The organism is Pseudomonas sp. LBUM1662 (genome assembly GCF_059695915.1).
In genome coordinates this window covers 1,070,318-1,091,186 of record NZ_CP166793.1, presented here as the reverse complement: position 1 = coordinate 1,091,186, position 20,869 = coordinate 1,070,318, and the positions used below count along the sequence as shown (strand labels likewise).

Genomic DNA, 20,869 nt, shown 5'->3' with positions numbered 1-20,869 from the left:
TCCTTCTCAGCCAGATCAGAAGTTCACGCCGAAGCTCAGTGCCAGGAAGTCGCGGTCTTCCAGGGTGTTGTAGTCACCGCCAAAAAAGTCGGTGTAACTGAGGCTCGCGGTATAGGTGTTGCGGTAGTCGGCATCGACGCCGACGCTGACCGCCTTGGCGCCTTCGTTGAACAGCCCGTTGGGACCGTAACCAGCGACGTCATGGGACCAGGACAGGTTGGGTTTGAGGTTGATCCCGCCGATCACGTTGGCGTAATCGAGGATCGCCCGGGCGCGGTAGCCCCAGGAGGTCGAAGTGACGAAACCGTCGGTGTCGCCGCCGAAACCGTACTGGCCGTAGACCGAGTCGCGGCCGTAACGCAGATCGCTGCGCGACTCCAAGCCACCGACATGAACCACCGCCGCCTCGCCGACCAGGGTCAAACGCTGGGCGCCCCACACTTGATCGAAGAACTGCGTGAGGGTGCTCTGGATCTGGGTGATTTCCTTGCGGCGGTAGCCTTTGTTGTCAGCGCCAGGCGTGGTGGCAATCGGCGATGCGGCGCCACCGGCAATCGGGTTGACCATGGCCAGGGTCAGGTCGTTGGTGCTGACCTGTACCGGAGCATTTGGGCGATAGCTGATCTCGCCGCTCCACGCGGTGCCGGTAGGCAAGGTGGTGGAGAAACTCGCGCCGTAGAGACGAATGTCTTCCGGGTATTCGAGGTAATACTGACCGCGTCCGAGCATCACGCTTTGGGCCAGGCCTGCACCGCTGCCCGGCGCCAGTCGGTTGGCCACACTTACCATGCCCGGCAGGCTGGCCAGCGTCGACAGGCCGGCGGTGGTGGTGCCGACCGTCGGTGTGCGGCTGTGGTAATTCATGAAATACAGGCCGTACTCGGTGTCGTCACCGAGCCAGCGCAACGCCGTACCCCACTGCCCGGAATCCCGCGCATCGCGATCGCCGCCACGGGGAACGACCACGCCCTCGCGGGTCACCTGGATCGGTTGACCGAAGGCAGCCGCCAAAGGCGCCAACGGGGCAATCGCGGGACTGCCGACGGTGTAGTTGTTGTTGCAACCATCCGCCACCACGTCGTTGCCGAAGAAGGTGCCGCAGTTGTCGACGACCGTCTGGTCCCACTCCAGTTGATAGAACCCTTCCACCGAGAGCTGATCGGTCAGGCCCTGGGAGGCGAACAGCATGTTCACCGGAATCAGCCCTTCCTTGATCTCGGCGCCCGGACGACGGAACGCCGACACGTCGATCGGGTTGATGCTGTTGATCGAGTTGCCAATGAAAGTACTTTCACCCCAGCTGACCACCTGCTTGCCGGCGCGCACGGTGCCTGGCAAGTCGGCGATGGAATAGTTGTGATAAACGAAGGCATCGAGAATCTGCGCACCGGACGACTTGGCGCCTTCCTTGCGACCACTGTCGCTGATCGGCTTGAACTCGCGATCTTCGTCCTTGAGCTCGAAGTCGTACCAGTACTTGCCACGGACGAACACGCCGGTGTCGCCGTATTTCAATTCGAGGTCGTGCAGGCCCTTGAAGATCTTGGAGAACGTTTCGCCCTTCTTGAAGTTCAGCCGGCCGTCATCACCGGTCGAAGACTGACCGGTCCCGCCGTTGACCGTACCCACCAACGCTCTATCGGCATCGCGCATGCCCCAACTCGCGCCGACGGACAGCGAGGAGTCGAAGGTCCCCTCGATTTCGCCGATGTTGAATGCAACCGCTTGCGCCTGGGCACAGCAGCCCAAGGCAACCGCAGCGGCCAGCGCTTGCGGCGTGAAGATGGCGCGCATTGTTGTTTTTGTCATGCGTCTTCCCCGGTGAGTGACAGAAGGCCCCACCCTACTGCCGCAGGTTGGGAGCGATAAGCGCACCAAGGAGGTATTCGTGGTGTACCTCTAAAGGATGAATGGCCTGACGGGACGGGGGTTTGCGCCGGGCATGGATGGGCTGGATGGGGGGTTATCAGCCAGATGCATGGTGAACGGATGCCACAGAGCGGCTACAGGGGACCTGGCGGGGCGGACTGTTACTCATGCTGCAACAGAGCATGTCGCGAATCGCTGTTTTTCCTTTCGGCTCAACGGCTTATTCTTGCCGGGCTTTCACGGTAAACCGCCAGAAAGCGCGAAGCGATGGCATGTGATCAGCCCACGCCATTGGCGACAGAATCCAGATGAATCGACGCTTTATCGATTGATCGCCCCGTGTTCACTGACGTTGATTTGTAGCTCCTTGATCCAACGTCTTACTTTGGCCGCTGCGTTTGCAGCGGCCTTTTTTATGGGCGACGTTCCTACAGAGTGTTTCCTGTAGCAGCCTAAGAAATATCGTTTTACGCGAAAGAATATCCTGCCTTTATCCCCGTTCCATCGAAATTTCTCACTGCTTTATATGTAAAGACTGACGCCTATCTCGGACCCACACATTCAATTTGCGTTGTAACTTTTAATGGCAGGAAGAAGTAGCGGAAATGTAATTATTTAAAAGATCACCGCCAACACGCTATTTCTCTCAATCCCTATGCACATTCAAAAGGATATGAATATGCAAAAGCCACCGAGACCAGGCTCTCTTGATATTCGCACGCCCATTCATACGATAGGCGTTGCTCCAGATCACATGACGCCAGCGCCTCTCACATCAAATGACAATAGAGCCGGGCCGATCGGCCACGGCCTGAGTGCTTTTAATCAAAATCTGCTCACAGTCCAACGCGAAACCAAAGCGCTGGAACAGGAATATCAGAACAAGTCCGGGCAATTGCCACAGGCCATCGAAGCCGAACTGGCATCGGTCAGAACTGAAGGCCCCACCGATCCACTTCCACCTTCGCAGTCGATCATTCGGGAACTCGGCGTACTCAACACACTGACACAACGAAAAGCCGTGGAGCTGCAAAGTAAAACAGCGACTGCCAATACGTTTTTTGGGGGTGATCCATTTAACCGGCATATCAACGAATTCATGATAAAAGCCACGAAGATGGAACCGCGACCGGGGCCAAATGGCATTGCCATGCAAGCCTGGGCTCAATCCTTGAGGGCGGGACACGACGCCAGACTGTTGTCTCAAACAATCCAGTCGCTCAACCAACGAACCGCAGATGTGCAGAACTTCCTGAGGGTAGTTCAGGCCAATGAAGAAGCACAAAGGGCAGCAGCTGAGTTGGTCCGCAGAAACGAGGAAGCTGCGGCCCGTGCGCGAGAACAAGCGCGACTTGCAGCATTGGAAAACGCGCGGCGAGTGGCGGAGGAACAAGCTCGGGTTGCGGCGCAAGCGGCCGCGCAGCAGGTCGCTGCAGAACGGGCGCTTCTCGAAGCACAAGCAGAGAGTAAACGGCAAGCCGAGCAACTACGCGCTGAAAAGCATGCAGCAGAGATTAAGGCGCAAGATTTTGCCCGCCAGCAAACCCTTCTCGCAGAAAGGGCCGAGGCCGAGAGGCTACGCCTCGAACACCAGAAGAAAGCACAGTCGGAGGAACAAGAACATAAACGGCAACAAGCTCGATTGGAAGCACAGGCAGAAGCGCTGCGGCTAGCAGAGCAAGTTCGCCAGAAGAAGCTGTTACTGGCGCAGAAAAAAACACAAAAACACAGACGGAAACAGGCTCGTCTGGCGGCGCAGGCTGAGGCCCAGCGCCACGCTGATCAATCCCGCCTCCAAGCGCAATGGCGAGAGGAAACAGAGGCTCGGTGGCAAAACCCGACGTTTGCCAATGCCGGTTCGACGGCAGCTTACGGACCAGCGTTTGCCGGCACGACCGGAGCCATCGGCAATAGTCCTGCGATGTCACTGGCGCTAAGGACTGCGCTTCGCACTGCGGTAACTGCTGCCATCGAATCTCTCGCGACATTGGCTGCGCCAGCTCTTGTCGGGTTCGCCGCCCTGGTGGTGCCATCCAGGCTGGGTAACGGTGATCTTTATTCTGTCAGTGTTCCGCTGTCAGAACTCGCTCCGGTCCCAACCGCCAATCTGTACGAACAGGCAGCCGTCGGGGGAGCGGTCGATCTGCCGGTGACACTTGGCTCAAAGACGATAGGTAACAAGGTAGAGATCATCGTCGTTACCACTGACGGCGTAACAATACCCACCCGTGTGCCGGTGAATCTTGCCCACTTCGATACTCGCAAGAATGTTTATGTTTCCGGCGGCACAGTCGCCAACGGTCCTGTCATCACTTGGACGCCATTAGTAGACCCATTAAATCCTTCGACTGATTTTCCGCTGACCGAAACAGATCTGCCGATCTATGAAGGTGCCACTGTCACTCCCAACACCGGACGAGTCGATCCATATCCGGAGTTTGATCGTTATGGATTTGGCGGCTTCATCACCGTCTTTCCAATCGACTCCGGCCTTCCTCCAATCTTCACGCTGCTTAGGGATCGCCGGCAGGATCCCGGTATCGCCAGCGGTGCCGGTCAGTCGGTTTCAGGAAATTGGTTGGGTGCGTCCGCGACACTGGAAGGCGCGCCGATACCCAAGCAGATTGCGGATAAACTCCGTGGGAGGGAGTTTTCGAGTTTCGATGCTTTTCGGAGAGAGTTTTGGAGGAAGGTGGCGAATGACGAGTTTCTGATGGACCAATTCTCCTTATTCAATAAGGTTGATATCAGAAGAGGGCTTTCTCCAAGCGCTCTGCCATCAGAGCAAGTGGGTGGACGGCAAAAGTTTGAAATTCATCACATCATACCAATCAGCGAAGGTGGCTCGGTCTACGATCTAGATAATCTTCGAGTATTAACACCAAAACAACACATCAAAACCCACTCCAAAAAAGGAGATAAATAAGATGACCTTTCAAAAAAAATTCGAAGAATACACAGAATCCGAATATATAAGCCTGATAAACCGATTGATTGAAGGCGACTACTCATCGGAGAAAGAGCACGATGCAATTGTCGACCACATCGTAAGTACTTCAGAACACCCAAACGGAACAGGTATTTTGTATTATCCCGAACCGGGCGTTGAAGACAGCCCTGCCGGTGTACTAAAAGCAATCAAGCAATGGCGAGCCGCCAACGGAAAACCAGGCTTCAAACCCGAAGAATAAACATAAGGGAGCCAGCATTCATGCTTGCTCCCCTTACACTTTTAAATCGAATACTTCTGCAAATTCCCCATCATTTCCTTCAGCGCCTCAATATTGTCCTTCGGATGCGCCGCCCCTTCGAAATCACAAATCTGCTGCCAATGCGCCGCCACATCCTCCGGCGAGAACCCCACACGCGGATCAAACCCGGCGCCCAGGCTGCGTTCCCAGCGCACCTTGCCCATCCAGCCGCCGCCGACTTCAAACAATCCGGAAGTTTCCTGACAATTCTCGCTGGCCAGGTACACCACCAACGGGCTGACCAGTTCCGGTTTGAGTTGCTCGAACACTTGCGGCGGGATCAGGCCTTCGGTCATGCGAGTGCCGCCGGTGGGCGCGATGGCGTTGACCAGGATGTTGTTCTTGCGGCCTTCGATGGCGAGTGTGCGGGTCAGGCCGTAAAGGCCGAGTTTGGCCATGCCGTAGTTGGACTGGCCGAAGTTGCCGTAGATGCCCGAGGTCGAAGCGGTGAAGATCACGCGGCCATAGTTTTGCTCGCGCATGTGCGGCCAGGCGGCGCGGGTGACTTTGTAGGCGCCTTCGACGTGGACGCGATAAACCAGGTCCCAGTCGGCGTCGTCCATTTTGTGGAAGGTCTTGTCGCGCAGGATCCCGGCGTTGTTGACCACAACGTCGATGCGACCGAAAGCGTCGAGGGCGTGCTGGACGATTTTGTCGCCGTCGGTGACGGAGTCGTGGTTGGCTTCGGCAATGCCGCCGGCCTCGCGAATTTCCGCCACCACGCGGTCTGCCGCCGACGCGTTGGCGCCTTCGCCTTGAGCCGAGCCGCCGAGGTCGTTGACCAATACTTTGGCGCCTTGTTTGGCGAACAGCAGCGCGTGCGCCCGGCCCAGGCCGCCGCCTGCACCCGTGACGATCACGACTTTATCTTCGAAGCGCACAGACTCATTCATGGGGAACTCCAGCAGACCAGGGACAATAAGTCCGAGTGTCAGGCACCAGGCTGCTGGTCACAATGAACACGGGTAGGGCTGAATGGTGCCCGATAAGGCTGGGGGATAGTCAGGAACAGGCTACCCTGCGCGACGGTGAAACCAGCCGATCACGAAACTCCTGGTAATGTTTGAGCACCTGCGCCGGCGCTTCGGTCTGGGGGTAATGGCCAATATCAGGCAGCAAGACCGTGTCCGGATCAGGGATCAGTTCCCGATAGCGCTTGACCATGTGCGCGCCGGAAATCGGATCGACTTCTCCATCGATGACCCGCAACGGGACTTCACCGCGCTGCATGGCGTTGACCCAACGGTCGCGCTGGACACGCCGCTCAGGAATATAAGCGATGAGCTTATGCATGATCCGCGGGCCATGGTTGCTATCGATCAGGCCCCAGAAATCATCCATCTCGCTTTCGCTGGGCCGAGTCTGAGGCCCGAATATCTGCCGGAAACTTTTCACCAGACCGTCGCGGGAAAAGGCTCGCCCGATCATCCAGCCCAAGGGGCTGAGCAGCAGCTTTTGCATCAACACCGGGCGATGGGTTTCAGGAAACAGGCCGCCGTTGAGGAACACACAACTGGCGATATTGATGCGGGTTTCGTAATGCCGGGCCAACAATTCCTGAGCCACGCTGTCGCCATAATCGTGGGCCAACACATGCACCGGCTGCTCGACGCTCAGGTGCGCGAGCAAGGCCTGTTGCAGATCGGCCTGCTCCAACAGGCTGTATTCGTGATCGACCGGTTTGGCTGAATCGCCGAAGCCGAGCATGTCGCAGGCGATCACCCGATAGCGCTGCGTCAGCGGTTGCCACAGGTAATGCCAGTCCCAACTGGCGGTCGGGAAGCCATGGATGAGCAGCAGAGGCTCACCCTGCCCCGCCGTCCAGTAACGGATGGTCTGGCCACGAAATACAAACGTCTGGCTGCGTTTGCGCCAGACACACAGGGGGATCTCCGCGAGCGCCATTAGAGTTTATAACCCGGGTCTTGTTGATCGAGTTTGCGCAGCAACGCCGGCCAGGCCAACGCGCCGCCCATCCCTTGAGCACTTTTGGTCACGCCGGCGATCATCGCCTTGGCGCCCGCCAGAATCTGCGGTTCGATGGCAATCAACTCGGCACCACCGTTCTGCGCCAGCACCTGGATATCGCACGCGCGCTGGAAGGTGAACATCATCAGGAACGTGTCGGCGATGGTGTTGCCGCAGGTCAGCAAGCCGTGGTTGTGCAGCATCAGGAAATTGTTGTCACCCAGGTCGGCTTGCAGGCGCGCCTTCTCTTCGTGGTTCAGGGCAACGCCTTCGTAAGCGTGGTAAGCCAGGCTGGACAGAACAAACAATGACTGCTGACTGATTGGCAGAATGCCCTGTTTTTGCGCCGACACCGCCACACCCGCAGCCGTGTGGGTGTGCAGCACGCAGACCACATCGTGACGCACTTCATGCACGGCGCTGTGAATGGTGTAACCCGCCGGGTTGATCTCGTAAGGGCTGCTCATCAGCTTGTTGCCGGCCTGATCGACCTTGACCAGGCTCGACGCGGTGATCTCGTGAAACATCAACCCGAACGGATTGATCAAGAAGTCTTCGGTGCCCGGCACCTTGGCGGAAATGTGCGTGAAGATCAGATCATCCCAGCCATGCGAGGCAACCAGACGATAACAGGCAGCCAGGTCGACGCGGGTCTGCCACTCGGCGGCACTGACCTGGTCTTTGACACTGTGGGGGGATTGGACGGGAGCAACTTTCACGGCAAGGACCTCCTGTTCTTATTGTTTTACTGTCGTTACAGCAGTCTAGTCAGCCCCCGGATTTCGTGTAGTTGCATTGGCAGCCAGCTTGATGGCCTAACGAGTCAGTTCAGTGGAAAGCGTGGATCCATGTCAAAGGACCGCCGCCAACAAGGGAGCGGCAAACAGGTTCAAAAGCCCTGTCAGCACCATGACAAGCCCTGCGACCGAGCCTTCTTCACCGCCCACTTCATGGGCTCGACTGACGCCGGCACCGTGCGCGCCAACGCCAAATAATGCACCGCGCGCGAGGGCACTGCGCAACGGCAGCCACTTCAACAGAATGCCGCCGAGCATTGCCCCAAACACTCCGGTGAACATCACGAACACCGCCGTCAGTTCCGGCACGCCACCCAGGTCATGAGCCAGTGGCATGGCAAACGGCGTGGTGATGGAACGGGGCACCAGCGACATCGTCACCGAACTGTCCAGCGCCAGTGCCTTGGCCAGACCGAACGAGGTGCCGATGGACGCCGCGCTGCCCGCCAGCATTCCGAGCAACAACGCCGACCAATGCCGTATCAGCATTTGCCGCTGTTGCCAGATCGGCACCGCGAACGCCACGGTCACGGGCCCCAGCACCAACATCAGCCAATGGGTGTTGCTTGAATATTCCGAATAGGCGGTGTGCAGTGGCACAGCGAGGGCCAGCAGCAAAACCGGAACCAGAATCAGCGGCGACAGCAGATAACGCCCGGTGCGCCGGTAGATCCAGCGACTGAATAAATAGGCCGAGAGCGTGAAGGCCAGCCAGAACATCGGCATCAGCTCAAGCTTCATGGGGCCTCCTCAACCGCACCACACATTCCACGGTAAACGCGGTGACCAGCATCACCATCAGCGTGCTGACGCCAATCACCAGCAGAATCCGCCAGCCGTCGTCGCGCATCAGGCCGCCGTAATCGAGCAGGCTCATCAGCGCCGGAATAAAAAACAGCAGCATCTCAGCCATCAACAGGCCGGCCCCCATTTGCAACGCCGCCGGCTTGATCGCGCCAACGGCGAACGCCAGCAGCAACAGCGCCATACCGATGACACCGCCCGGGATCGGCCAGGCAAACCATGCAGCGATCTCACAGCCGAGCAGGTAGATGCCGAGCAACACGGCCAGTTCAGCAGTTAATCGAGCCAGGCGTTTCAAGGTGGATGCATTCATGGTTTCGGTCCTCACAGGCGCTCATTTTACGGAGCGAGCTGTTATCCCCGAAACGAATTGTTAGACTCGGCACTATTCCAATCTGGAATCCGGCACATGGAATTCAAACAGCTACGCAGCTTCGTCGAAGTGATGCATCAAGGTGGTTTCACTCAAGCGGCCAAAACGCTGCACATCAGCCAATCAGCGGTGAGCAAACAAGTCGCTCAATTGGAACAGAGCCTGGGCACCCCGCTGCTCGAACGCCTGGGTTCGCAACTGCGCCTGACCGCCGCCGGCAGCGTGGTGCTGCAGCGGGCCGAAGGCATGCTGCGGCTGCGCAACGAATTACTCAGCGAACTGGACGACTTGAGCCAACTGGCTCGCGGGGAATTGCGCCTGGGCCTGCCACTGCTGGGCAGTGATGCGCTGTTCGCCGGGCTGTTTGCCGAGTACCGGCGGCGCTACCCGAATATCAGCATTCAGTTGCTGGAGGGCGGCAGCCTGAACATCGAGCAGGCGGTATTGAGCGGTGAACTCGAACTCGGTGGCAGCCTGTTGCCGAAGGATCCGCAGTTCGCCTTTCAGCCGTTCTGCGATGAGCCGCTGGATGCGCTGCTGCCGGCCGATCATCCGCTGGCAGCCAAGACGGTGATCGGACTGGAGGAACTGGCCGACACACCGTTTCTGCTGTATCAACGCAGCTTCGTGCTCAACGACCGCTTGCTGCAAGCCTGTCATCAGCTGGGCTTTACGCCCAAGGAAGGCGGGCGCAGTGGCCAGGCGGATTTTCTCGCGGCACTGGTGGCCGCCGGCCAGGGCGTGGTGTTGTTGCCCAGCGTGGTGGCGCGCGGGCTGGTGCGCCCAGGGGTGGTACGCCTGACCTTGAATGCCCCGAGCTATTTGCGCTGGGACATTGCCTTTATCTGGCGCCAAGGCGCGTACCTGTCAAAAGCCGCACAAGCCTGGCTCGCCCTGCTGCGCGAGCGCCCGGTCAGCTCCGAAGCGCGCTAATCAACTCGGCCAGCCAAGGTTCGGCGTCGGTTTCCGGGGTCACACTTTCGCTGGCGTCCAGGCGCAGCATCGGCAGCACTTCGCGCAAGCCCAGTTCGCCGAACAATTCACGCATCTGCTCACCGCCACCGCAGAACGTGTCGCCATAACTTGCATCGCCCAAGCCAATGACGGCACCCGGCAGGCCACGCCACGCGGCGGGCAATTGATCGCGGAGGGTCGAATACAACGGTTGCAGGTTGTCCGGCAACTCACCCATGCCGGTGGTCGACGTCACTGCCAGGAATGCTTGCGGGCCAAAGGCCTGGATATCGGCCAGTGTTGCGCGCGGGTTGTGCAAGGTGTCAAAACCCGCATCTTTTAAAAGAGTGGCGGCGTGGCGGGCAACTTCTTCAGCCGTGCCGTACACCGAGCCGGAAATGATGGCAACTTTCATCAAACTGATCCTGAAGCTGAGTAAAAAACACAGATATTAACAGCACAGGCTAATTTGATCTTTTAGAATGCTGCCCTCAACCCACTCGGAAAGGACTCTCCGATGATCAACGCTCAACTGCTGCAAATGGTGATCAACGCTTCCAACGACGGCATCGTGATTGCCGAAAAGGAAGGCGAACAGGACAACATTCTGATTTACGTAAACCCGGCGTTCGAGCGTCTGACGGGTTACACCAGCGAAGAAATCCTCTACCAGGACTGCCGTTTCCTGCAGTCTGGCGACCGCGATCAAGAGGCCCTCGCAACGATTCGCGAGTCGTTGAGCAGTGGCGGCTCCTGCCGGGAAATCCTGAGGAACTACCGCAAGGACGGCACGCCGTTCTGGAATGAACTGTCCCTTTCCACAGTGAAAAACGAGAGTGACGGACAGACTTATTTTGTTGGCGTGCAGAAAGATGTCTCGGTTCAGGTCAAGGCACAGCAGCGAGTTGCGCAGTTGGAAGCCCAATTGGCTGAGGTGCAAGCGGAACTGGCTGCGCTGAAAGCGACGAACGGCAAAAACAAAACTGCGAATTAATTGTCATTAACTACAATCACCGATGACTTTGTAACTTTTTCTTTCGAGTTAGCCATGCAACGCGACGCACTCCTGACACAGGATGAGCTGGATTTTATCCAGACCATGCAACACAACCCGCAACTCAATGTGCGGGATGCGACGTCGAGTCTGCTCGTCAACGGTGGATCGCAGATCCGTGACTTGCTCACGCGCCTGGCGGCACATGAGCAAGTCACCATCCAGGCCAATTTCGAAAACCAGCAAATGACCTTTCCGCTGCACCTGGTGGAAGACGAGTTTCATGCGCTGCATTTGCGCTTGGGCGTGCCGAGTATTTTTGAAGACGGGCCGATGGTACGACCATGGCGCCTGACACTTGAAGAGCCGGTGGCGCTGGAAAATGCCAAGGGCCAACCTGGCACGATGTGGGTGCATGAAATATCGTTCAAAGGGGTATTGCTGGAAGTGCGCAACAAGACCAAACCACCCAAGCACTTCGCGCTGTGGTTCAGCCCGTCAGGCTATGAGCGGATTGCGTTACGCGGCACTTTCGAGCGTGAAACCGAGCATGGTTTCTACGCTTACGAATTGAGCCAGAGCGACAAGGACGAGACCGAGCGTCTGCGTCAGTACATCCTTCAGCAACATCGTCTGACGCATCCCGCCCTGCACATCTGATTCAAGTATCCAGGTTGCCTGCCAGGAACTGTTTCAGACGCTGGCGCATTACCATCCCCTCATTCCCCAGACACCCGATCGACGTACCGACGAGGCTGTCCTGTGCCAGGTCCGAGGCATCGCCGGCCAGCAACAACTGACAGTCCAGGCTCAGGGCCAGTCGATTCAACCGTCGAGGCAATTCGGGAGCCGGCGCGTGATTGGACACCAGCACCAGCGCCGTGGGTTTGATCCGCTCGCAAACCAGCGTCAGCTCGTCAAAGGGCTGACCGATGCTCAGCAATTGAATGGCCGAATCGACACTGCTCAGATACAGCGCCGTGACCAGCACTTCAAGTTCATGGGCCTGATCGGCCAAGGCGCAGACAATTACGCGTCGCGGTTGCATGACGCGCACCAGCAGCATGCGTTGCAACACGCGAGATCGCAGAAAACCATCCAGAAATAGCCATTCGCTGGTCTGACCGAACGCTTCATGGCGCTGCAACATCAGCTTCCAGATCGGCATCAGGATGTCCTGGAACACCACGGCCAGGGGATAACTGGAAAAAATCTGTCCATAGACTTGCTCCAGTTGCACCTCGTCAAAACCCGTCACCGCCAACTGAACCTGCCGCTGCCACTGGGCATAGTCGGCCTGAACGAGTTCCTCGGGAATGATCTTCGCCAGGGCTTTGAGGGGTTCGGTCTTGGCCAGTATCTTGCCGACCTTGCTGACTGCGACGCCGCGATCGATCCAGCCGAGAATGCTGCGAACCTTTTCGATATCGGCCATCGAGTACAACCGATGCCCGCTTTCGGTGCGTGTGGGTTGAATCAGGCCATAACGTCGTTCCCATGCCCGCAAGGTGACGGGGTTGATACCCGTCAAACGCGCCACTTCACGAATGGGAAAAAGCTCCTCTCGTTCCAGCGCAGTCACTTGCTGCAACGCTGGAGCACCTTCAGTCAGGACAGGCATTAGGCAATTGACGTCCGTGTGCGAAATTGGATCCCATTCTAACTCCTCTACCCCATATCTGTTCAAGGCTGAAAAACGACGAATGTCGCTGGTGTATACGTCAGAATCAGGAATAATCCTTGCTTGTCTCAAGACGCAGCCCATCACCCCGGCGCTGCGCCTGGCGAAACTCCTACCCGGAGCGACGCGTTTGTTATACGGAGATTCACCATGTCTACCTCCCCCGTCACGCTGATGGTTGCGCGCCGTGTTGCCGATGGGCGTTATCAGGACCTGATGGTCTGGTTGCGCGAAGGCGAACAACTGGCCACCGACTTTCCCGGTTATCTCGGCTCAGGCGTGCTCGCTCCGCCGCCCGGCGATAACGAATTCCAGATTATTTTCCGCTTTGCCAACGAGCAAACCATGCACGCCTGGGAGCATTCCGCTTCGCGTACCGCCTGGCTGGCACGTGGCAGCGATCTGTTTGCGCATAAAACGGAACACCGTGTGAGCGGCATCGAAGGCTGGTTCGGCGCGGTCGGACAGCGTCCACCCCGCTGGAAACAGGCCGTGGCGATCTGGCTGGCGTTCTTTCCGGTGTCCCTGCTGTTCAACTTTGTATTGGGCCCGTTGCTCGGCGACATGAGTCTGCTGCCGCGCGTACTCATCAGCACCCTGTGCCTGACGCCGTTGATGGTCTACTTCTTCATTCCATTGTCGACCCGTCTGCTGGCCGGCTGGCTGAACAGCACACCGGCGCGTCCGTTGCCCGCCGAGCCCTCCACCCAGAACCACTGATCCTTGTAGGAGCGAGGCTTGCCCGCGAAGAAGACAACTCGGTTCAACAGACAGATCGAGTTATCGTTCTTCGCAGGCAAGCCTCGCTCCTACAATAGCCATCTCACGGCTCGGCGCTGGTATAGTTTTGCTCTCACCGCGACGCGAGCCGTTCATGACCTTCTCCATAGCTCCGATCCTCATCACCGGTGCCGGCCAGCGTGTCGGCCTGCACTGTGCGCAGCGTTTGCTCGAGGACGGCCATCCGGTGATCTTCAGCTACCGCAGCGAACGACCCGGCGTGCAGACTTTGCGCGACCTGGGCGCCATCGCGGTGTGTGCGGACTTCTCCACTGAAGCGGGCATCCTCGCGTTCATCACCGAACTGAAAAACCACACCGACAGCCTGCGAGCCATTGTCCATAACGCTTCCGAATGGCTGGCCGAAACACCGGACACCGACGCCGAGGCCTTCACCCGCATGTTCAGCGTGCACATGCTGGCGCCCTACCTGATCAACCTGCACTGTGCCGACTTGCTCGAACGCTCAAGCCCCGCCGACATCGTGCACATCAGCGATGACGTGACCCGCAAGGGCAGCAGCAAACACATCGGCTACTGCGCCAGCAAAGCCGGGCTCGACAGCCTCACCCTGTCCTTCGCCGCGAAATACGCGCCGACAATCAAGGTCAACGGCATCGCGCCAGCCCTGCTAATGTTCAATCCCGACGACGACGCCGCGTACCGCGCCAAGGCCCTGGCCAAATCCGCGCTGGGCATCGAACCCGGCAGCGAAGTGATCTACCAGAGCCTGCGTTATTTGCTCGACAACCCCTATGTCACCGGCACGACCCTGACCGTCAACGGCGGACGGCACATCAAATAAGCGGCCCCCGCGAGGATGTTCCATGACGTTATCCCTGCCCCAGAATTCACTGTCCCAGAGCTATCGCGAAATCCTCATCGGCCTCGGTGAAAACCCCGACCGCGAAGGACTGCAAGACACCCCGGTCCGCGCGGCCAAGGCCATGCAGTACCTGTGTCACGGTTACGAACAAAGTGTCGAAGAGATCGTCAACGGTGCACTGTTCGCTTCCGACAACGATGAAATGATCATCGTCGACAACATCGAGCTGTACTCGCTCTGCGAACATCACATGCTGCCCTTCATCGGCAAGGCGCATGTGGCTTATATTCCGACGGGCAAGGTGCTGGGCCTGTCGAAGATTGCACGACTGGTGGACATGTTCGCCCGTCGCCTGCAGATCCAGGAAAACCTCACCCGGCAAATCGCCGACGCCGTGCAGCAAGTGACCGGCGCGGCGGGCGTCGCGGTGGTCATCGAAGCCAAGCACATGTGCATGATGATGCGCGGCGTCGAGAAACAGAATTCGACCATGAACACCTCGGTGATGCTCGGCGCCTTCCGCGAGTCGAGCAACACCCGCCAGGAGTTCCTGCAATTGATTGGACGGAGCAAGTAGCAATGCCACAACTTCAACCAGGAATGGCACGCATCCGGGTCAAGGACCTGTGCCTGCGGACCTTCATCGGGATCAACGAGGATGAAATCCTCAACAAGCAGGATGTGCTGATCAACCTGACCATCCTGTATGCCGCTCAGGAAGCGGTGCGTGACAACGACATCGATCACGCGCTCAATTACCGGACCATCACCAAGGCGATCATCGCCCACGTGGAGGGCAATCGCTTTGCCCTGCTCGAACGCCTGACCCAGGAAATCCTCGATCTGGTCATGGCCAACGAATCGGTGCTGTATGCCGAGGTCGAAGTCGACAAGCCACACGCCTTGCGGTTCGCCGAGTCAGTGTCGATTACGCTGGCCGCGAGCCGCTGACCGCGTCTGGCGCATTGTCCGTCAGACTTTTATCATCCGCGCCACGATTGGATAGCACAGAGCCCGCCATGAACGATCAACAACGCCTGGAACTTGAAGCCGCCGCCTTTCGCCGGCTGGTCGCCCACCTGGACAGCCGCAAGGATGTGCAGAACATCGACCTGATGAACCTCTCGGGTTTCTGCCGCAACTGCCTGTCCAAGTGGTACAAGGCCGCCGCCGATGAACGCCAGATCGAGGTCAGCCTCGATGACGCCCGCGAAGTGGTCTACGGCATGCCGTACGCCGAGTGGAAAGCCCAATACCAGCAAGAAGCCAGCGCCGAACAACAAGCGGCGTTCGCCAAAGGAAAACCCAATGAGTGATTTGAATACCCTGCGCGCCAGCCTCAAGAGTGGCGAACACGCTTTCGCCGACACCCTGGCGTTCATCGCCGCGGGTTACGACTACCAGCCTCAGGCGTTCAACAACGGTGGCGTGGAAAACGCCGCCGGGCAGAACGAAGGTTCGTGCAAGACCCTGGGTCTGGCGCTGCTGGAAGGCCTGAGCGATGAAGAAGCGCTGTTGGCGTTTGGCGAGCATTACCGCTCGGTGGTGGCGACGCCTGAGGGCAGCGATCACGGCAATATTCGTGCGTTGATTGCGCATGGCCTTGCGGGCGTGAAATTCACCCGGCAGCCGCTGACTCGCCGCTGATTTAAAATCAAAAGATCGCAGCCTCGTTTCACTCGACAGCTCCTACAGGGATCGTGTTTCTCTGTAGGAGCTGTCGAGTGAAACGAGGCTGCGATCTTTTGATCTTCCACCGCACATCCCGACTTTTAAGATTGACCCGGCCACTTTATTTCGTTTGCCCCACACCACTGCTCACGGCTTAGATAAAAAGAAGCATCCCTTCTTCAGAGTCGGTCATCCATGAGCAGCGAAACCATCAGCCAGTCGATCAACGTCGTTCATCCCGTCACGCTCAGCCACGGCAAAAACGCCGAGGTCTGGGACACAGCCGGCAAACGCTATATCGACTTTGTCGGCGGCATCGGCGTGCTGAACCTCGGCCATTGCCATCCCCGCATCGTCGAGGCCATTCGCGAACAAGCCACCCGGCTGACTCATTACGCGTTCAATGCCGCTCCGCATGTGCCCTACATCGAACTGATGGATCGTCTGACCGCGTTCATGCCAGTGGACTACCCGGTCAGCGGCATGCTCACCAACAGCGGCGCGGAAGCAGCGGAAAACGCCTTGAAGATCGTGCGTGGCGCCACCGGTCGCACAGCGGTCATCGCTTTCGACGGCGCCTTCCACGGCCGCACGCTGGCCACGCTCAATCTCAATGGCAAAGTCGCGCCCTACAAACAGAAAGTCGGCGTGCTGCCGGGGCCGGTGTTTCATTTGCCATACCCGAGCAAGGACAACGGCGTGACCTGCGCCGACGCCTTGAAGGCCATGGATCGACTGTTCAGTGTCGAGATCGACGTTGAAGATGTGGCCTGCTTTATCGTCGAACCGGTGCAAGGTGAAGCGGGATTCCTGGCGATGGACGTCGAGTTCGCTCAAACGCTGCGACGGTTCTGTGATGAAAAAAACATTCTGCTGATTGCCGATGAAATCCAGTCCGGCTTCGGCCGCACCGGCCAGCGTTTTGCGTTTTCGCGGCTGGGCATTGAGCCGGACCTGATCCTGCTGGGCAAAAGTATCGCCGGCGGCGTGCCTTTGGGCGCGGTGGTCGGGCGCAAATCGCTGCTCGACACGTTGCCGAAGGGTGGACTCGGCGGCACCTATTCTGGCAACCCCATCGCCTGCGCCGCCGGGTTGGCGACCCTGGACGAAATGACGGATGCCAACCTGCACACCTGGGGTGCGCAACAGGAAGAAGCGATTGTCAGCCGCTACGAATCCTGGCGCGCCAGCAAACTGTCGCCGTACCTGGGCCGCTTGACCGGCGTCGGCGCGATGCGCGGCATCGAGCTGATCAACGCCGACGGCTCGCCGGCCTCGGCGCAGTTGACGCAACTCCTGAGCCTGGCGCGAGACGCGGGCTTGCTGCTGATGCCCAGCGGCAAATCACGCCACATCATTCGGCTGCTGGCGCCGTTGACCACCGAGGCTGCCGTGCTGGAGGAAGGCCTGGATATTCTCGAGGCGTGCCTGAAGAAACTGATCTGAATATAAAGTCCCTGCAGCCCCTGTGGGAGCTAGCCTGCTAGCTCCCACAGGGGTTTGTGTTGACCACATTTTCTGTGGGCACAAAAAAACCGGCCGAAGCCGGTTTTTTCATTTCAACGATGTCAGAACTTGGCGTTCTGCAGGTCGTCGAGGTAACGCTCGGCATCCAGTGCCGCCATGCAACCGGCGCCGGCCGAGGTGATGGCCTGACGGTAAACGTGGTCAGCCACGTCACCGGCGGCGAAGATGCCTTCGAGGTTGGTCGCGGTGGCGTTGCCTTCACGGCCGCCGTGGACAACCAGGTAACCGTCTTTCAACGTCAGCTGGCCTTCGAACAACGAAGTGTTCGGGGTGTGGCCGATGGCGATGAACACGCCGTCGACTTTCAGCTCGTCAAAGCTGCCGTCATTGTTCTTCAGGCGGGCACCGGTCACACCCATGTTGTCGCCCAGGACTTCGTCCAGGTTCGCGTTCAGCTTCAGGATGATCTTGCCTTCGGCAACGCGGGCATTGAGTTTGTCGATCAGGATCTTCTCGGCGCGGAAGGTTTCGCGACGGTGGACCAGGGTCACGGTGCTGGCGATGTTGGCCAGGTACAGCGCTTCTTCAACAGCGGTGTTACCGCCACCGACCACGGCCACTGGCTTGTTGCGATAGAAGAAACCGTCGCAGGTTGCGCAGGCGGAAACGCCTTTGCCCATGAACGCTTCTTCCGACGGCAGGCCGAGGTAACGAGCGCTGGCACCGGTGGCGATGATCAGGGCGTCGCAGGTGTACGTCGCGCTGTCGCCGATCAGGGTGTACGGCTTGGAAGCGAAGTCCACGGCATTGATGTGATCGAAAACGATCTCGGTTTCAAAGCGCTCGGCGTGCTCTTTCATGCGTTCCATCAGCGCCGGGCCGGTCAGGCCATGGACGTCGCCCGGCCAGTTGTCGACTTCGGTGGTGGTGGTCAGTTGACCGCCGGCCTGCATGCCGGTGATCAGCAATGGCTTGAGGTTGGCACGGGCGGCATAGACCGCGGCGCTGTAACCGGCAGGGCCGGAACCGAGAATAATCACTCGCGAATGACGGACTTCAGACATGACCTGCTCCTATTGACCGGCCCGGAACACCTGGCGCGGAACGCCGGGTTGCCGGCGGGAATAAAAAAGGACCGTTGAAAGCGCTTGGGGAAGGCTTGGGCTCGACAGTCCTGAAAAAAGATTGGGTGCAGCGTATCGAGGGGGCGAAGATTAAGGAAATACGGTTTAACAATCCAGCTCATAGGCGGTCTCTATCCGGTCACGATGGATTTATAGGCGCCTTTGTTACAGTTAATGTCGATGCCGCTGCCGCGCTTTCGCCTATCAGGCAAAGCCGGTAAGGTCGGCGCGTTTACCCTTTGCTCGGAGCACGTTATGCCCGCCCCCGTTCTGTCCGGCCCGCAATACCTGCGCGAAGGCCTCAAATTGGTCTTGAGCCCCAGCCTGCGTTTGTTCGTATTGTTGCCCTTGGTGATCAACCTCGTGCTGTTCGTCGGATTGATCTACCTGGCCAGCCATCAATTCAGTCTGTGGGTCGATACGCTGATGCCATCCCTGCCCGACTGGCTGAGCTTTCTCAGCTACATCCTCTGGCCGATTTTTGTCGTGCTGGTGGTTCTGATGGTGTTTTTCACCTTCACCATGCTCGCCAACGTTATCGCCGCGCCATTCAACGGCTTCCTCGCGGAGAAAGTCGAAGTGGTGGTGCGCGGCACCGATGACTTTCCGTCGTTCAGCTGGGGCGAGCTGATCGCCATGGTGCCCCGCACCCTGTCCCGGGAAATGCGCAAACTCGGCTACTTCCTGCCGCGTGCGATCGGGTTGTTCATTCTCTCGTTCATCCCCGTGGTGAACATCATTGCCGCACCGCTGTGGCTGCTGTTCGGGGTGTGGATGATGGCGATCCAGTACATCGACTACCCGGCGGACAACCACAAACTGGGCTGGAACGAGATGCTCGCCTGGCTGCGGCAGAAGCGCTGGCAGAGCATGAGCTTTGGCGGGATCGTGTATCTGGTGCTGCTGATTCCAGTGGTCAACATCCTGATGATGCCGGCGGCGGTGGCGGGTGCGACGCTGTTCTGGGTGCGTGAGCGCGGTGCAGAGAATCTGGTGACCCAGCGCTGACACCGTCACAAATCCATCATCGAAACGCCACAATGACGACATGGCCTCAGCCGACACTGGGGTCATGACGACAGCTCTGCATATCACCCTGATCACCGAAACCTTCCCACCGGAAATCAACGGCGTGGCCAATACCCTCGGCCGCTTGTGCGATGGCTTGCGCGCGCGCGGGCATCAGGTCGAACTGGTGCGGCCGCGTCAGGGCTGCGATCAGCTGGCGGCCAGCAGCGATGAGTTGCTGCTGTGTCGCGGTTGGCCGTTGCCGGGGTATCCAGGTTTGCAATGGGGTCAGTCGTCGATGCGCAAGCTGCTGCGGCGCTGGAAGCGGCATCGTCCGGACGTGCTCTACATCGCCACCGAAGGGCCGCTGGGATTGTCGGCATTGCGTGCGGCGCGGCGTTTGGGCATTTCCGTGGTCAGCGGCTTTCACACCAATTTCCAGCAGTATTCCAATCAGTACGGGCTCGGATTGCTGTCGCGCTTGCTGACCCATTATCTGCGCTGGTTTCACAATCGTTCGACGTTGACGCTGGTGCCCAGCCTCAGCCAGCGAATGGAACTGGAGCGGCGTCATTTCGAACGTCTGGCGTTGTTGTCCCGAGGGGTCGACAGCCAATTGTTTCATCCAGTCAAACGCCAGCAGTCGCTCCGCGAACAGTGGGGACTGGCCGAGAGGGACATCGCGGTTATCCACGTAGGACGTCTGGCGCAGGAGAAAAATCTTGGCTTGCTCAAGCGCTGTTTCGACGTGCTGAAGACGACTTATCCACAGCGCAATCTGAAACTGATCGTGGTCGGCGACGGGCCGCAGCGTGGTTTTTTGGAGAAGGAGCTGCCTGAAGCGATTTTCTGCGGCTCACAACGCGGCGAAGCCTTGGCCAGCCACTATGCGTCAGCGGATGTATTTCTGTTTCCGAGCCTGACCGAAACCTTCGGCAATGTGGTGCTTGAAGCGCTGGCCTCGGGATTGGGCGTGGTGGCCTACGACCAGGCGGCAGCGGCCCAGCATATTCGCCATGGCTACAACGGCGTGCTGGCGATGCCGGGGGATGAAGAGGCGTTCTGCGATGCGGCAGCGTGGTTACTGGAGCAGCGCGAAACCCTGCGTTGCGTGCGGCTCAATGCGCGCCAGCATGCGAGTCGCCAAGGCTGGGCGGCGATTATCGAGCAGTTTGAGGGGCAATTGCGGGGGGCTTGTTCGCAGGAACAGGTTTTGCCTGATGTGGCGTTGTTGCCTTAAGAGCTTCGCGGGCAAGCCTCGCTCCTACAGGATTTGTGTCGCTCGCGATATTGCGAACGACT

General features: G+C 58.7%; 23 protein-coding genes. 14 read left to right on the top strand and 9 right to left on the bottom strand.

All coding sequences use genetic code 11. The features are described 5' to 3' along the window. Positions 1-15: 15 nt before the first annotated feature. Positions 16-1,809 (bottom strand): DUF1302 domain-containing protein, encoded by a 1,794-nt coding sequence (locus ACA049_RS04735; RefSeq protein WP_497333512.1) that lies wholly within the window; start codon positions 1,807-1,809, stop codon positions 16-18. A 739-nt stretch (positions 1,810-2,548) separates the two neighbouring features. Here ACA049_RS04735 and ACA049_RS04730 point away from each other — a divergent pair. Both ACA049_RS04730 and ACA049_RS04725 read left to right on the top strand, forming a co-directional pair. Further along, positions 2,549-4,795 carry a pyocin-S2/colicin E7-DNase domain-containing protein gene (locus tag ACA049_RS04730; RefSeq protein WP_497333510.1) on the top strand — a complete coding sequence of 749 codons (2,247 nt, stop codon included), beginning with the start codon at positions 2,549-2,551 and terminating at the stop codon, positions 4,793-4,795. A 1-nt stretch (position 4,796) separates the two neighbouring features. Beyond that, positions 4,797-5,060 (top strand): bacteriocin immunity protein, encoded by a 264-nt coding sequence (locus ACA049_RS04725; protein ID WP_497333508.1) that lies wholly within the window; start codon positions 4,797-4,799, stop codon positions 5,058-5,060. A 41-nt stretch (positions 5,061-5,101) separates the two neighbouring features. On the opposite strand, the gene ACA049_RS04720 is transcribed toward ACA049_RS04725, so the two are convergent. From ACA049_RS04720 to ACA049_RS04700, 5 genes are all read right to left on the bottom strand, one after another. Further along, a complete protein-coding gene (locus ACA049_RS04720) occupies positions 5,102-6,013 on the bottom strand; it encodes an SDR family oxidoreductase (protein ID WP_219095750.1) in 912 nt (303 codons plus the stop codon). A 109-nt stretch (positions 6,014-6,122) separates the two neighbouring features. Next, a complete protein-coding gene (locus tag ACA049_RS04715) occupies positions 6,123-7,025 on the bottom strand; it encodes an alpha/beta fold hydrolase (RefSeq protein ID WP_497333506.1) in 903 nt (300 codons plus the stop codon). Continuing rightward, positions 7,025-7,807 carry a class II aldolase/adducin family protein gene (locus tag ACA049_RS04710; protein WP_497333504.1) on the bottom strand — a complete coding sequence of 261 codons (783 nt, stop codon included), beginning with the start codon at positions 7,805-7,807 and terminating at the stop codon, positions 7,025-7,027. Before ACA049_RS04710 ends, ACA049_RS04715 begins: the two co-directional genes overlap by 1 nt. 132 nt (positions 7,808-7,939) lie before the next feature. Then, positions 7,940-8,626 carry an LrgB family protein gene (locus tag ACA049_RS04705; RefSeq protein ID WP_497333502.1) on the bottom strand — a complete coding sequence of 229 codons (687 nt, stop codon included), beginning with the start codon at positions 8,624-8,626 and terminating at the stop codon, positions 7,940-7,942. Further along, the gene (locus tag ACA049_RS04700; protein ID WP_497333500.1) at positions 8,616-9,002 is read right to left on the bottom strand and encodes a CidA/LrgA family protein; all 387 of its coding nucleotides are present in this window, start codon (positions 9,000-9,002) and stop codon (positions 8,616-8,618) included. Before ACA049_RS04700 ends, ACA049_RS04705 begins: the two co-directional genes overlap by 11 nt. A gap of 96 nt (positions 9,003-9,098) precedes the next feature. On the opposite strand from ACA049_RS04700, the gene ACA049_RS04695 reads away from it, so the two are divergent. Further along, entirely contained in the window at positions 9,099-9,995 is an 897-nt protein-coding gene (locus ACA049_RS04695) for a LysR family transcriptional regulator (RefSeq protein ID WP_497333498.1), read from the top strand. Here the strand turns inward: ACA049_RS04695 and ACA049_RS04690 are convergent. Further along, positions 9,976-10,431: a flavodoxin gene (locus ACA049_RS04690; protein ID WP_497333496.1), complete on the bottom strand. Its 456-nt coding sequence runs from the start codon at positions 10,429-10,431 to the stop codon at positions 9,976-9,978. The genes ACA049_RS04695 and ACA049_RS04690 overlap by 20 nt on opposite strands. A gap of 102 nt (positions 10,432-10,533) precedes the next feature. On the opposite strand from ACA049_RS04690, the gene ACA049_RS04685 reads away from it, so the two are divergent. Beyond that, the gene (locus ACA049_RS04685; protein ID WP_497333494.1) at positions 10,534-11,010 is read left to right on the top strand and encodes a PAS domain-containing protein; all 477 of its coding nucleotides are present in this window, start codon (positions 10,534-10,536) and stop codon (positions 11,008-11,010) included. A 54-nt stretch (positions 11,011-11,064) separates the two neighbouring features. Next, entirely contained in the window at positions 11,065-11,670 is a 606-nt protein-coding gene (locus tag ACA049_RS04680) for a hypothetical protein (protein ID WP_497333492.1), read from the top strand. 1 nt (position 11,671) lies between these two features. Here ACA049_RS04680 and ACA049_RS04675 read toward each other — a convergent pair whose 3' ends face one another. Continuing rightward, positions 11,672-12,631 (bottom strand): MerR family transcriptional regulator, encoded by a 960-nt coding sequence (locus ACA049_RS04675; protein ID WP_497333490.1) that lies wholly within the window; start codon positions 12,629-12,631, stop codon positions 11,672-11,674. Positions 12,632-12,841: 210 nt separating this feature from the next. Here ACA049_RS04675 and ACA049_RS04670 point away from each other — a divergent pair, with 210 nt between their 5' ends. The 7 genes from ACA049_RS04670 to ACA049_RS04640 all read left to right on the top strand — a co-directional run bounded on the left by ACA049_RS04670 (position 12,842) and on the right by ACA049_RS04640 (position 17,414). Beyond that, on the top strand, positions 12,842-13,411 hold the full coding sequence (locus tag ACA049_RS04670; protein ID WP_497333488.1) for an antibiotic biosynthesis monooxygenase: 570 nt from the start codon (positions 12,842-12,844) through the stop codon (positions 13,409-13,411). Positions 13,412-13,565: 154 nt separating this feature from the next. Continuing rightward, positions 13,566-14,276, top strand: coding sequence for a dihydromonapterin reductase (folM, locus tag ACA049_RS04665; RefSeq protein WP_497333486.1), 711 nt, complete (start codon positions 13,566-13,568; stop codon positions 14,274-14,276). A gap of 22 nt (positions 14,277-14,298) precedes the next feature. Next, positions 14,299-14,874, top strand: coding sequence for a GTP cyclohydrolase I FolE (gene folE / locus ACA049_RS04660; RefSeq protein WP_497333484.1), 576 nt, complete (start codon positions 14,299-14,301; stop codon positions 14,872-14,874). A 2-nt stretch (positions 14,875-14,876) separates the two neighbouring features. Then, positions 14,877-15,248, top strand: a complete 372-nt coding sequence (gene folX / locus ACA049_RS04655; protein ID WP_008026970.1) for a dihydroneopterin triphosphate 2'-epimerase — start codon at positions 14,877-14,879, stop codon at positions 15,246-15,248. A 68-nt stretch (positions 15,249-15,316) separates the two neighbouring features. Beyond that, on the top strand, positions 15,317-15,613 hold the full coding sequence (locus ACA049_RS04650; RefSeq protein WP_017336573.1) for a DUF1244 domain-containing protein: 297 nt from the start codon (positions 15,317-15,319) through the stop codon (positions 15,611-15,613). Beyond that, entirely contained in the window at positions 15,606-15,944 is a 339-nt protein-coding gene (locus ACA049_RS04645) for a HopJ type III effector protein (RefSeq protein WP_497333482.1), read from the top strand. The genes ACA049_RS04650 and ACA049_RS04645 overlap by 8 nt, the downstream gene beginning before the upstream one ends. A gap of 219 nt (positions 15,945-16,163) precedes the next feature. After that, a complete protein-coding gene (locus ACA049_RS04640) occupies positions 16,164-17,414 on the top strand; it encodes a 2-aminoadipate transaminase (RefSeq protein ID WP_497333480.1) in 1,251 nt (416 codons plus the stop codon). Between the two features lie 122 nt (positions 17,415-17,536). On the opposite strand, the gene trxB is transcribed toward ACA049_RS04640, so the two are convergent. Next, positions 17,537-18,499 carry a thioredoxin-disulfide reductase gene (gene trxB, locus ACA049_RS04635; protein ID WP_497333478.1) on the bottom strand — a complete coding sequence of 321 codons (963 nt, stop codon included), beginning with the start codon at positions 18,497-18,499 and terminating at the stop codon, positions 17,537-17,539. Positions 18,500-18,814: 315 nt separating this feature from the next. Between trxB and cysZ the strand changes: the two genes are divergently transcribed. Continuing rightward, complete coding sequence (gene cysZ / locus ACA049_RS04630) at positions 18,815-19,567, top strand: sulfate transporter CysZ (protein ID WP_497333476.1); 753 nt, start codon at positions 18,815-18,817, stop codon at positions 19,565-19,567. 40 nt (positions 19,568-19,607) lie between these two features. Then, positions 19,608-20,807, top strand: a complete 1,200-nt coding sequence (locus ACA049_RS04625; RefSeq protein WP_497333474.1) for a glycosyltransferase family 4 protein — start codon at positions 19,608-19,610, stop codon at positions 20,805-20,807. The last annotated feature ends 62 nt before the right edge of the window (positions 20,808-20,869 follow it).